Raw genomic sequence first — 13,534 nt, 5'->3', positions numbered from 1 at the left:
AATCCCGATTTTGGCACCTCGAGCCAGTTGAAACGATGTGTTGCCTCATTCATAATGGGCTATGCGTGGAAATCGCCCCGATTTTTCAGACTATGTTGCACACTTCTGCAAAGACGCTAGACCCTATGGTGAGTCTGAGGGCGCGGAGAACGAAGTTTATTCTAAGATTCCAGCTTCCGCTTTTGACCGGCTCGTCGGCATCTTGCAGTCCAAAACAGTCTATGCCACCAATATGCCTTGGACAGGCGCAAAGGCCGTATGTTTGACGGAGTGCCCTTGGTGGTCGTTTCCAAGTCATTGCGACGCCTATTCTGCTTATGGGGTCGGGTTTGCCAAGCCTAGAATCTTCGCTACAGGAGGTGGTCCGGCCCTGTATGTCAAACCTGACCTGTTTACGAAGCAGGGTGAGTTCATTCACCAAGAGGATTGCGATATTGAAAAGCCCCGCAAAGGCTTTCACTCTCATGTTTATTCATTCATCACGCCATTCCTGCCTGGCTATGCTCCTAAGGCGTATCGAGACGCCCATTGGGAGAACAAGTCGACTTGCGACTACTCCCACGAGCGTGAATGGCGCGTTCCGTACGACTTCAAGTTTGAGTACGACCAAGTGGAGTTCGTGGTCTTAGCAACCTATGAAGATATGGCCCGCTTTCCGAAGGACCTTAAGGACGCAATCGGACGCGAGAAGTTCCTCTTGATGGAGATGTACCATCAAATTGAGCGTCTCTGGCCGACCCATATTGTCTAGTTGTCGACCTCACCGAACGTGAGTTGGGTGTCGAAGAGGTTGCGGCGGGGGGAGGTGAGGTCGGTAGCATCCGGCTGCGAGGATTTAGGTTTGCGGCCGCGTTTGGGGGTTGAGCCGGGGGTGGCGGAGGATTTCTTAGCCTTCTTGTCATGAAGGCCGGCGGCGACTTCTTCGGTGTAGCGCTCGTGGTTCAGCTTCAGCAGGCGGCGGAGGACTTCTTTGCGGGCCTGGGGCGAGATGGTGAATCTCGTTCCAGGATGCCAAGGGTGGAAGCCATGCTCAAGGAAAGTCGGGTCCCAGCTAAGACTCGACGCAACTGCCACGTCAACCGAAACAATTGCGTGTCGAACTGCCACGATGTCCTCCTCTTGGCAGTTGATATCATCGACGAGCGCGTATAGCCCGTTAAGTCCGATTTGCCGATTCTCACGACTAGCTCTCCTTGCCTCATCAAGCTGATTGCCAGCTTCGGCTAACTCGCGGGAAAATGGCGGAAATGGAAAAGTATCAAAGCAGTCGGTGGTCGAGTATCGCGTCTCTTGTCTCATGCGCGAAGCGACCACCCGAGACCACGCAGTGTGAATACTCGATTGCAACACCGCAAGCAGGTAGCCAGTATCATCCAAGAACAACTTGATACCGTGGGCGAACAGTTTTTGAGGGTCGACATAGTCAAACATCAGTCGCCTCGAAACGATTGCGCAGGCAAGAATGCGTTCTCGGCTCCTTGCCTCTTCAAAGAATCTTGTGCGCTTATCCCAATGAAGCCAAGGGCGATGCTCGTGGATTTGTCGAGTCTGATTTCTGCGCTCGTATGCTACTTGCGATGAAAGAGTTCTGATGATACTTTCACAACCAGAAATCTCTTGGACGTCTAGTTCACCGAAGTCCACAACGACATCCGTTCCCACGCAGTCGGGAGTGTCATTCAAAACATCTCCGTTAACATAGACACGTAGGTAATCGCCGAGCCCTGGATTGTCACGCAGAATGGTACCTAGCTGGGCTTTGCTAATTATGAAGGCGTCTCCATACAGTTTGGTTCCTTCTGAGTAGCGGAAAGAGTGCTTCAGTTTTTCAATCTGAGCCAAGTCAACATCAGCATCGAGCGAACTATGGATTGTCTCGACCTTTGCTCCGTCGATGAAGTAGTTACCATCCCAGGGCCCCTTGTAAATCCAGACATTTAGAGTCGTCACCGCCGCCGCTCCGCCCCAGTGAGCCTCGGATGTGGCACGGTAAATTGCCCCCCCGGAACTAAGGACGAAATCTAGCGAAGCCTCCCGATTCGAAGTCTCCTTAACAGAATTTGTCGAAACAACTGCAACAGCACCTCCGTTGCCGATGAGCAGGAACGCCCTTTTGAAGAAGTGACAAACTAGGTCGACCGTTCCGGGCACTAGGTTGATAAGACAAATCAGAGCGTGATAGTCTGGTCCTTGATGTGTAGCGGTTTGCCTGCCACCTTGATAAGGCGGGTTGCCAACGACTGCATCAAATCCGCCCTGGTCAAACACATCCGGGAACTCAAGTTCCCAGTGAAGAGTCGGTCGTCCAGATAGTTCTGGATAGACCGTCTTGACGCGGTCTCCTGCGGGAACCTCGGTCAAGGTCATCTGCACCTTTGTCCGTCCTACCAATGTGTTCTGAGCATTGCCTTCCGAAAGCTCGCACGCCAATAGAGCGTCGGCGGCAAACTTGAGCGGCTTCTCCAATTCTCGCACCTGGTCGAACAACCTCTGCTTACGCCGAATCGCCTCGGGGTCGTGACTGGGGATGCGGGCAATCTGTTGGCGTAGGTTGCGCACCTTCTCGACGTACTCCGGCACCCACCTTAAGAAGAGGGCTTGTGACTGCTTATCCTCTTCTAGGTTCACATTGAAGAACTCCAACTGCCGCTCGGTGACGCCGAGCAGGGAGTCGCCATGGCGCAGGGCATGGTCGAGGAAGGTGAACGGCCGGTCTTTGCGCAGGGTGGTAAGCCAGAGCGACAACTTCGCCATCTCCACCGCCATCGCGTTCCGGTCGACGCCATAGAGGCATCGGTCAGCGACGATGCGCCTCGCCATCGCCAACCGCTCCTCGGCATCGTTTGGAATCAACTCCTGGCTCGGGTCGGCAACGGCGATATCGCCAAACGGTGTTGCGACGGTCGTGCCAGGCGTTTTGGCGTGGTGGTCGCCCTCAATGCGATGGGTGAAGAAGTGACCTTCGGCCGAGAAGCCCAGTCGGCGGGCGGCTTTCTCTTCGGCAACCGCCCACGCCTCCACCAACTTGATGGAAAGGAATCGGCAGGCCGCCACGAGGAATGCACCCGAACCCATCGCCATGTCGCAGACCTTGAGGTCGACGATAGCCTTGGCATCTTTGAGCGTCCACTCCTCCTCGGGCAACCCCTCGGCGGGGCCGACATAGACCAGCGGCTCCAGAGCGTACTTGACGACTTCCTCGGTGAGCATGCGCGGCGTGTAGTGGGTGCCGGTGCTGCGCCGGTCGCTCCCCACGGTTGCGTAAAGCGCGCCCTCGGGATAGACCTGGACGTTGCCAAAGCTGTCTTCGCGAATCAGGTTGGCGAACGGTTTGACCCGCTCGAAGAGGTCGTGGTCGTCGCCGCAGACCACCCGCAACTTACGGAGGTTCTCGGCATCGGTTACTTGGTCTAGCAAGTTGCCCAGGGCACGCTCGGTCTTGCCGGTTTGGTCCTTCAGATACACGATGAACTTGTCGCGACCTTCAGCGACCTTGGCTTCCAGCGTCTCCAAGTCGACTTCGGGTTCGTCGCCTTCCTTGCCGACCAGACCAAGCACGGGCTTGAGCGCTCGCTTCGCTGTGTGGTCGAGCAGGCCTTCGTAAACGTGGCCGATTTGCTCGACATCGAGGGCATGGAACGATAGCTTGCGGGCTTCCTGGCCCTGGCGCAGCACCTGGAGCGAGTCGAGCAGGTGCAACACGATGCGGTCGCTGACGTGAGGCGGCTCGTTGGTTCCATCGGCATGCCGGCCTTCGAGCCACGGGAATCGGTCGGGGTCGAAGAGCGTTCCGCCGTAGGCAGGGATGCGCAGGTCTTCGTGAGCGACTCCTTGGTAGACCATGCGGAAGGTCGCCAGCAACCGACACCAGGCCGATGAGCGACGGTCGAGGACTTCCTCGGTGAGCTTGCTTGCGTCATCATGCAACTGCTCGCGGAGCGTGGAGACGGCATAGAACCGGTCGTATAGGTCTTCGCCTAGATGGAGCAGCCCGCGTTCCTCGGCGCAGAAGAGGAACACCAGACGCATCATCACGGTGAGCACGCCTTCGTAGACCTCGGTTTCTCCAACGCCCTTGAGGAGTTCTCGGTTGGAGTCGCGGTCGAGCCGCTCGAAGGCGCCGACCAGTTCTTCGACCGCTCGGCGGACTTGATAGCCCAGGCGGTCGGTGACATCCTGTTGGTCTTCGGCACCCTTCGCGAGAAGGTCGACTAGTCGACTTCCGGGCTCGCCGCCGAAGACACGTCGGATGGACAAGAGCGACCGGAAACTGCGGAGCGTGTCGTGCTCCTCAAGCCAGAGATAGGCGTACCAGGTGGCGAAGCCCACGGCACCGGTTCCGCAGTTGTTGACCAGAACCCATTCTTCGCCGTTGGTGACCAAGCCGACTTTCTCGTTGTTCGCCTGGAGCAGCATCTGCATCTGGCTGATGGGCGAGGCTTGCCACTTGGCTTCCGCTTTGGGCTTGGAGGTCGACTCACCTTTGGGCAGTCGCATGACGAGAATGCGGCCCCGGTCGGGGAATTCGGGTTGATGGATGATGAAGGTTGGCCGGATGGTGGTGTGATGGGTCCGGTCGACGTAGTTGATGGACTCGGGGATGGCCTGGTCCTGGAGAATGTGCTTTTCTTGGTAGCCCAGGACGTTGCTGAGGACCACATTGACCCACTCTCTATGCCAGACGGGGTCGTCGGAGTCTTCCCAGGTTTTGTAGGCGCTACGGAGTCCCTTGAGCAAACCGGAGTCGTGACCTTCGAGGCCGCTGGGGAATGCCTCGGCGACAATGGCAGGGGTGACGAAGGGGCCGACGACATCCATCAACCCCATCCACTCAAGTTTCGGCGGCCTTCTCATCTCGCTCCCTCTACCATGGTGTCGGGCACGACGAGCAGGACGCAGACCGGGAAAAGGCGTGGCGTCGGGCTTTCGTAGCGGCGGTCGACCAGTCGTTTCTCCTCCTCGATTTCAGCCGGGATTTCCTCAAGACGGAGCCGGATGGCATCGACGTTTCGGCGGTATTGGTCGCGCTCAAGTTCGTTGAATTCGAACGTCAGCTGGTTGTCTGGCTCTTTGAGTTCGGCGCGGATGGTGGCATCGAGTTCGCGGAGAATCTTCTCGACGTCCTTCTTTTCTCGGTCGGCCTTTTCTAGGAAGCGGCCTTCGAGGTTGCGGGTGACTTCGCGCATGCGGATGTCGAGGGCGTTCTGAAGCGCGGGGCCGAGGCTTGGCCAGTCTGTCTGGATTTGCTCAAGATAGGTTTTGTTTACAAGCCCATTCTCAGCATGCTCAAGGGCAAGTTGGACGTCCTCGACCTTCATGCGGGCAATCCCACCCGGCCTGAGAATGCCACCTGCGGTGATGACTTCCTCGTGGAGTCGCTGGTGGGTCGCACCTAGAACGACGAGTCGACCGAAGGCAATCAAAGCAGGTGTGCTTAGGTACGTGTCGGAGACGACTTTGACGGAAACTCGAGATAGCTTTCGACGGTTGCCGCTGCTCCAGACTTCCGCACGCAAGAGTCGGAGCGACATTTGAACGAGGCGGTGGTTGAGGTGGATGAGTTCGACATCATCACGGCCTTCCACGTAGGCGTGGTCGAAAACGATGGGCCGCGGCTCTTGGGTGTACGGATGGGGGTTGCCTGCTCGGGCGGCTTCCCAGGGTCCGGTGAGCGCAGGCATCTTGAACGCCTTCGGGATTCCGATGACTTGCACCGGCTCTAGTCCGGGACGGTCTTCAAGTGCGAGCGCGACTTCGACTACGGCTTGGATGGCCTCGGGCGAGATGCCAAGGTCTCGCTTGGTCTCCTCCAGTCGGTTGCGAAGCAACTCGATTTGCTCTCGCATCTTGCGCTCTGCGGTGAGCAACTTGCGAATGGGAGTCGATGCGGCCTCGGCCTGAGTCGTCTGAAGCTCGGTTCGTTTGCCAAGCATGGCTTCCTCGACTTGCTGCTCGATGACGGGACCGACCTTGCCGAGGTCTTCTCGGATTTGGTTGACCTTCTGGCAAGCTCGGAATAGGAAGTAGAGGTCTGCTTCAAGTCCGCCTCTTTCAAATCCTCGGCCAACGAAGTGGTACACCTCGCAAGGTCGCTTCTGGCCGTGGCGGTCGATGCGCCCGTTGCGCTGCTCCATCCGGTTCGGATTCCAGGGGATTTCGATGTGGACGAGCTTGTTACAGTGGTTCTGAAGGTTGATGCCTTCGCTAGCCGTGTCGGTGGCGAGGAGAATGCGTAGGGGTGATTGCGCGGGGTTGGCTTGGAAGGCGGCTTTGAGCGCCTCGCGCTTGTCGTCATCCATGCCTCCGTACATGGTCTCAAGTCGACCGACATCACCCAGGCCATCTTGATTCAGCAACTGAAACAGCCAGTTCTGGGTGTCGCGATACTCGGTGAAGAGAATGACCCGCTCGTCGTTCCACTGGTCGTTGGGCTTCAGGGTCTTCTTGAGCCAATACAAGAGGACGCGGGTCTTCGCATCGGCGCTCCGAGAAGCTTGCTCTGACCAGCGAAGTAGCTCGTTGAGCAGACTATCTTGCTCGGGTGTCAGCGGGGCCGCTGCACGCGTGGTTTCCACGACCGCGTCGTCTTCTCGCTCCTCCCGTTCTTGCTCGTTCGACGTGGATTCTTCCAGGGCAGCGATGCGCTTTTTGAGGAGGTCGGGGTCAACCTTCTTTGCCTGCTCTCCGCGGCCATGTCGTAGCGTGTTGGCGTGCTTGGACAGCGTCTCGTGGAATGCCAGGGGACTCGAGAACAGCCGCTTCTTGAGCAGCTTATGCATGAACTCGGTCGCATAGCGACCGGAGTGGTTGCCTTGAGTTTCTGCTCTCGATTTGAAGAAATTCTCCAGGAGCTCATGGGCATTCCGCTCCGCTTCCATATAGTCGACCTCTAGCCGCTCAAGTTTTCGCGCGGGGAAGCGTGGTGTGCCATCGCCATGCGGCGGGATGTCGTCCTTGAGCCTACGCACCATCGTGACCGATTGCAACTGGTCCTTGATGCGCTCCATGTATTGGGCGACCTTGTCTGCATCATTTGAGCCTCGATAACGAACGTAACGTTGGGGGTCCAGGAGTTCAAGGAGCGCGGTGAAGGATTCGGAGTATCCGTTGTGCGGGGTGGCCGAGAGAAACATCTTGTGCTCGAAGTGAGGGGCTAATTCTCGGATGGCCAACGTTCGTTGAGAATCGGTCGCATACTTTCCTGAACCGGATGGCGCGGAGCCGTGGGCTTCATCAAGAATCATCAAGTCGAAGGTCCGAGGGTAGGTTGGTCGACCATCTGGTGGGAGTAGCTCGCGGAACAGCTGCATCGAACGCTCACGCTTGAGGAAGTCGATGCTGGTGATGAGCCGTGGGAAGTGTTTCCAGGGGTTGACATGGATGCCGCGCTCTCGCCGAAGTTGCTTGAGCGTATCGCTGTCCACGATGCGGAACTCAAGACCGAACTTGTCCCGCATTTCGTCGCGCCACTGAATTTGCAGTGTGGCCGGGCAAACCACGAGGACGTTATGGGCGCGATTGCGGAGAATGAGTTCTTGCGCGACGAGTCCGGCTTCCACCGTCTTACCGATACCAACGCCATCTGCGATGAGCAGATTAACGCGCGGCATTTGGAGCGCGCGGACAAGCGGCTCAAGCTGGTAGTCGTGGATTTCGATTCCGCTGCGGAAAGGGGCCAGGAGGGTGCGAGTATCCGCAGAACTGATGGCGCCCCAGCGGACTGCGGACAGGAATGCGTCGATTTGGGCCGGGTCGTCGAATCGAGTGGGTTCTGGAATTGATGCGGCTTCGCCGAGTCTGGCCCCGATTTCAGATTCCCAGACTACGGTGAGTTGCTCTCCAGAGGAATCGTCCTCTACAGAGGCGAGTTCAAGCACAGTTTGCGCTTCTACTCCGTCCAGGCCGGATGGACGAGCCCTGGTCACCACGAACTGTCGCCGACGCACCTCGACGAGCTGACCTACTTCCGGGATGGTGATGATGGACTCCATGGCCTTGAGTGATTATGGACCGAGGTGTGTTGTTGATGAAGCACTTCATGCAAAGCATTTGGCTCGCAAAACCGCGTTTGTGGTCGACCTGCCTTAGTGCGCTGGTGCGAAATTTCTGCAGGCTCTCAGGTTCAAAGTGCGGCGCTTAGGGATGAATAGTTATGGGTAATCCCAATTAGGAGAGTTAAGAGGAAGAAACCAGAGAAGTAGGTAGGGGCAAGCCCGTCACGGGCTATTGGAGAATCTGAAGGAACTGCTAGAAGATTAAGGAAAGAGAATGGTTGGAAGCATAGCAAACAGAGGGAATGGATAAATGAAATCACTGAATCTAACAAATGGAAATCAGAGATTAGCAATGCTGATTCAAGTAGAACCAGAACCAGCATTGCATCTCATAAGGAAACTACTCCCAGACTAATCTGGTCGGAATTCCGAGTTCACCAGCTTGCTTTGCAACTGCCGAGGATATTCTCTCCTTCCAACCTTCGATGCGCCTAGCATCGTGAACGTTGATACATACGCCATCGTGAAGCCACATGGTGACTGTGAATCCGTTCGTACCTCGATGAGCCTCGGCCAAGTCTAGGATTGGCAACATCAATCGGAGTTCCCAACTTTGTGCAACTTGGGCCAGGATACGGTTTGCAGTATCTGGCTGGTGGCTACCGTGTGACCGACCCTTTGGCTGAAGAATCAGCGTGCGTCCAAAGGCATCCTCAGTCTTGCCGGTGCGCCGCAACACTTCAAACTGGTCCTCTCGCGCTTTCAACATCGCTGCGACAATATTATGTCGCCTCAGGCGTAGCCAAGGGTGCTTGTACCCTGGAAACATGCCTCTCGCTTTCGCGCTCAGGTTCTTACGCGACATCCCGAACAGCAGGCTATACATCATTTCCTTCAGGTTAGATTTCGATTCGGGGTCACCTGTCGTCTTCATCCAAGCCTGTAGTTCCAACCAGATGGATTGCTCTGACGCCAGGAATTCCACGACGACGGGTACTTTCCAGATGTGCGCTGCAATGGCAAGCTGTGCAGAAGCTAAGTCGGCCTTCAACCAGCCCTCTGTGAGGACACATCGAACTTCCCGCTTTAGGCGTGGGAACGATTCGTTGAGCGTGTACGCACGGGGCGAGTTCTCAACCGGCTTGTAGAAGGGTTGACACATTTGCTCGATGGCCTGAAGGAGGTTATGTTGCCGCTCGACGTCTGCTTCGACCGCATCGGCTACCACATGTGCTTGGGGAACGCGTTTTCGAATCTTCACAAAGGTGTTCGGAGCGAGGCTGTTCAAGTAGGAAAGGAGGCGCTGGGTCTCGGCACAACCGGCCGTGACGGCCGCAATAGTCGCTTCTTCTCTCAACGACTTCAACACTTTTGCAGACTCTCTCGGCGTCCAGTCCCTACCCGTCGAGAACTCGACGCGCTTTCCACCTGTGCTCCGTCGTTCGGCGCTGGCCGCGCTCAACAACCAATCTGGAATGTCGGTTACAACCTGGCCAGCCCGGTTAGCTAAGAAGTAATGGTTAAAGACAATTCCCTCCGTGTCCAAGGGAAAGACTTCTCGGGAGAAGTCGTCGAGCAGAGGTTGCAAAGCGAAACGGTGGCTGAGCCACTTGCGTTCGTTTCCGGTGAGATATGCGGCTTGCTTGGCGCTCAGCACCAGTTTGCCGGTGATTTCATCGACCCATGTACCGAAGAGGAGAAACTCCAGGAGTCGCCAGTATGCGTAGTTGGTCCCAAGGCCGTCGTGATTGCCGCCGCCCAGGCACAAAAGGCCGCCGACTATATCCGAGGAGTCAAGTACGACTCCAACTGACACCCACCAAAACCCCGCACCACCAGCGGGGTCTTTTCAGCGTATCCACAGAGTCAGAGAGACCAATCCGATCACCACGACCGCCGTCAGAAACATGTGAAGCTCATGAAGCTCCCTCTGCCGCGCCTAGCGATCTTGGAACGCCGCACACGACTTGCAGACGACCCTCATCCCGTACTGGCTCTGCACGAACCTGGCTCGCTCCGCGCCGTACTTCTTCTTCTCGATCTCGCCAACACGAACCCGCCGCCGCAATGGACGTTCCTCGACCGGGATCAGTTTGGAGCACAGGTAGCAACGGGGCATGCGCCCATTCTTGGTTCATTCTCAGCTCAAACCAAAAGTAACTTCAAACGTGCGAAGGCCTTTCTAACCCATTTGCATCTCGCTACCATGTGAGCACCCGGCAAATGGGTCAAAATGAAGCTAGAATTATGATTTCATTTGAAGGCAGTCACCGGCTAAACGGCTCTCCTCCAGGAGCGGCTAGGGTCTGATGCCGCCAACCACAAGCGAGACTCAGAGGGCGGAGATTCACAAGACCATCTGGCGAATCGCCAATGATCTTCGTGGCTCGGTGGATGGTTGGGATTTCAAGTCTTACGTACTCGGGATGCTTTTTTATCGGTTCATCTCCGAGAACCTGTCTTCTTACATCAATAAGCTCGAAAAGGAGGCTGGCGAAGTAGATTTCAACTACGCCGAACTGTCCGACAAGGATGCGGAGCTTGGGCGCACCGAAACGGTTGCTGAGAAAGGGTTCTACATTCTGCCGTCTGAGCTATTCGTAAACGTCCGCAAACGAGCCAAGAGTGACGAAAACCTCAATGAGACCCTTGAAAGAGTCTTCAACAACATCGAAGGCTCGGCTGTAGGGACGGAGAGCGAAGATGACCTGAAGGGTCTGTTCGATGACCTTGATATAAACAGTGCAAAGCTCGGGCCAACGGTGGCAAAGCGCAACGAGAAGCTCGTAAAACTCTTAGATGCCATCGGAGACCTACCGCTCGGCAACTACGAAGACAACTCGATTGACCTCTTCGGTGATGCGTACGAATTCTTGATGACCATGTACGCCTCTCAAGCCGGAAAGTCGGGAGGTGAATTCTTCACCCCGCAGGAAGTCTCCGAGGTTTTGGCGAAGATCGCCGTGGCTGGCAAGACTCAGGTCAATAAGGTGTATGACCCCGCTGTAGGTTCCGGGTCACTTTTGCTCCAGTTCGCCAAAGTGCTCGGCAAGGAAAACGTTCGCCAAGGCTTCTATGGGCAGGAAATCAACCTGACGACGTACAACCTGGCTCGGATCAACATGTTCCTGCATGACGTGAACTACGAGAAGTTCCACATCGCACACGGCGACACCCTGACTGATCCGCTCCACTGGGATGATGAACCGTTTGAAGCGATTGTTTCCAACCCACCCTACTCAATCAAATGGGACGGAGACGCTAATCCGCTCCTGATCAACGATCCACGGTTCGCACCAGCCGGTGTGCTCGCTCCAAAGAAAGCCGCCGACCTTGCGTTCACAATGCACATGCTCCATTGGCTTGCCGTCAACGGGACCGCCGCAATCGTTGAGTTCCCCGGTGTCCTGTATCGGAGCGGGGCCGAGCAGAAGATTCGCAAGTACCTGATCGACAACAACTACATCGACACTGTCATTCAGCTTCCGCCCGACCTGTTCTTCGGGACACCAATTGCCACGTGCGTCATCGTCCTCAAAAAGTCGAAGAAGGATAACGCAATTCTCTTCATCGACGCCTCCGCACTCTTTCAGCGTGTGGGAAACAAGAACAGGCTCCTTCCTGAGCATCAGCAGAGAATTCTCGATGCGTTCAACGCCCGTCAGACTGAGGAGCACTTCACGAGGTTGGTCACAGCGGCAGACATCGAGGAGAACAACTACAACATTTCGGTCTCCAGCTACGTGGAGAAGGAAGATACGAGCGAAGCCATCGACATCACGGCCCTCAACGCGAGAATCGCAGGTATCGTGGCTCGCCAATCTGAGCTACGCACCCAAATTGACGCCATCGTAGCCGACCTCGAAGGGAGTCCAGCATGAGCGACAAGCCCGAAAAGCCGAAGCAGGACATGGATAAAATGCGCGCTTCGGCGGCGGAATACCTGACATTCATCGCATCGGTTGGCGGCGAATCTGAATCTACCGAGCTGCTCTATCTAGAAGAGAACCTCTGGTTGACTCAAAAGATGATGGCGACCCTCTACGGCGTCACGGTGCAAACCGTAAACCACCACTTGCTTCGGATTATCGCTGATCACGAGCTCGAAGAATCTTCAGTTATCAAACAGCATTTGATAACTGCCGCCGACGGCAAGGCCTACAACACCAAGCTCTACAGTCTGCAAGCGATCATCGCAGTCGGGTTCAAGATCGAGAACGAACGCGCGGTGCAGTTCCGAAAGTGGGCTGGTCAGATTGTGAAGCTCTACACCATCCAGGGATGGGTCATGGACGTGGATCGCCTCAAGAAGGGGCACATGTTCACGGACGAATACTTCGACCGACAACTCCAGCTTATCCGAGAAATCCGTCTGTCGGAGCGGAAGTTCTACCAAAAAGTCACCGACCTCTACGCTTCTGCCTTTGACTACGACCAGGCGGCCCAAACAACCAAACTCTTTTTCGCTCTGGTGCAAAACAAGATGCACTGGGCAGTTCACCGCCACACTGCCGCCGAACTCATCATCGAACGGGCAGACGCCGAGAAAGAGCACATGGGTCTCACGACGTGGGAGTCCGCTCCCGTGGGAAAAATCGTCAAGTCTGACGTCTCGATTGCCAAGAACTACCTAAACGATGAGGAGATGGAACACATGGAGCGGATCGTCTCCATGTACCTCGACTACGCCGAGGACCAAGCTAAGCGAAAGATTCCCATGTCGATGGAGGATTGGGCCAAGCGGCTCGATGGGTTCCTGGAATTCAACGAGCGCGAGGTACTCACCGGGCCAGGGCGGATTAGCCACGAGCAAGCCAAGCTCCACGCGGAAACGGAGTTCGAGAAGTACAGGATTGTCCAGGATCGGATTTTCCAGAGTGACTTTGACCGCTTTCTGGAAGCTGGTAAGAAAAGTGAAATGGAGGACTCGGAATGAGCAGTATTGAACGCCTGATCAAGAATCATTGCCCTGAAGGTGTCGCCTTCGTGACCCTGTCGGATGTTGCTGATACAGTCGCCGGATTGAGTGGCAAATCAAAGGCAGACTTTACCGATGGAAATGCTCGCTATGTGAGCTACAAAAACATTTTTGCTAACCTTGCCGTCAATCAGTTGGCTCCAGACTTCGTAAAAGTAACAGTTACTGAACGTCAAAACAGGTTGCGCCTTGGCGATGTCTTGTTTACAGGCAGTTCAGAAACAGCCGAAGAGGTTGGCATGTCGTCCGTTGTAACGACAGAGCCGGTAGAGCCTCTCTATCTCAATAGCTTCTGCTTTTGTCTACGATTTAGGGATTCTCAGTTAATCGAGCCAGGGTTTAGCAAATACCTTTTTCGGTCGAGCCTAATTCGCAAACAAATTGAACGAGCGTCAAGTGGAGTAACTCGAATCAACATCTCCAAAGGAAGGTTTTTGAAGGTTCGGATTCCCGTGCCGCCAATTGAAGTTCAGCGAGAAATAGCGAAAGTGCTCGATACCTTCAGTAAGCTGGAGGCTGAGCTGGAGGCTGAGCTGGAGGCTGAGCTGGAGGCTGAGCTGGA

7 protein-coding genes and 1 pseudogene are annotated in these 13,534 nt (G+C 55.7%); 4 read left to right on the top strand and 4 right to left on the bottom strand.

The annotated features are described in order from the left end of the window. Positions 1-61: 61 nt before the first annotated feature. Positions 62-751, top strand: coding sequence for a terminase (locus J0L72_08580; protein ID MBN8690833.1), 690 nt, complete (start codon positions 62-64; stop codon positions 749-751). Here the strand turns inward: J0L72_08580 and J0L72_08575 are convergent. The 4 genes from J0L72_08575 to J0L72_08560 form a co-directional block, all read right to left on the bottom strand. After that, the gene (locus J0L72_08575; protein MBN8690832.1) at positions 748-4,854 is read right to left on the bottom strand and encodes a restriction endonuclease; all 4,107 of its coding nucleotides are present in this window, start codon (positions 4,852-4,854) and stop codon (positions 748-750) included. The genes J0L72_08580 and J0L72_08575 overlap by 4 nt on opposite strands. After that, positions 4,851-7,991: a DISARM system SNF2-like helicase DrmD gene (gene drmD, locus J0L72_08570; protein MBN8690831.1), complete on the bottom strand. Its 3,141-nt coding sequence runs from the start codon at positions 7,989-7,991 to the stop codon at positions 4,851-4,853. The genes J0L72_08575 and drmD overlap by 4 nt, the downstream gene beginning before the upstream one ends. Positions 7,992-8,394: 403 nt before the next feature. After that, entirely contained in the window at positions 8,395-9,810 is a 1,416-nt protein-coding gene (locus J0L72_08565; GenBank protein ID MBN8690830.1) for a hypothetical protein, read from the bottom strand. Positions 9,811-9,933: 123 nt separating this feature from the next. After that, the gene (locus tag J0L72_08560; GenBank protein ID MBN8690829.1) at positions 9,934-10,113 is read right to left on the bottom strand and encodes a hypothetical protein; all 180 of its coding nucleotides are present in this window, start codon (positions 10,111-10,113) and stop codon (positions 9,934-9,936) included. A 190-nt stretch (positions 10,114-10,303) separates the two neighbouring features. On the opposite strand from J0L72_08560, the gene J0L72_08555 reads away from it, so the two are divergent. From J0L72_08555 to J0L72_08545, 3 genes and pseudogenes are all read left to right on the top strand, one after another. Continuing rightward, a complete protein-coding gene (locus J0L72_08555) occupies positions 10,304-11,875 on the top strand; it encodes a type I restriction-modification system subunit M (GenBank protein ID MBN8690828.1) in 1,572 nt (523 codons plus the stop codon). After that, the gene (locus tag J0L72_08550; protein MBN8690827.1) at positions 11,872-12,930 is read left to right on the top strand and encodes a virulence RhuM family protein; all 1,059 of its coding nucleotides are present in this window, start codon (positions 11,872-11,874) and stop codon (positions 12,928-12,930) included. The genes J0L72_08555 and J0L72_08550 overlap by 4 nt, the downstream gene beginning before the upstream one ends. Then, positions 12,927-13,514: pseudogene (locus J0L72_08545) on the top strand (restriction endonuclease subunit S). Before J0L72_08550 ends, J0L72_08545 begins: the two are co-directional and overlap by 4 nt. Positions 13,515-13,534: the final 20 nt, after the last annotated feature.

Source organism: Armatimonadota bacterium, from assembly GCA_017303935.1.
In the GTDB taxonomy this organism is placed as follows: Bacteria; Armatimonadota; Fimbriimonadia; order Fimbriimonadales; family Fimbriimonadaceae; genus JAFLBD01.
Note: the sequence above shows the minus strand (reverse complement) of the source record. Positions and strands in the feature narration are given on the sequence as shown.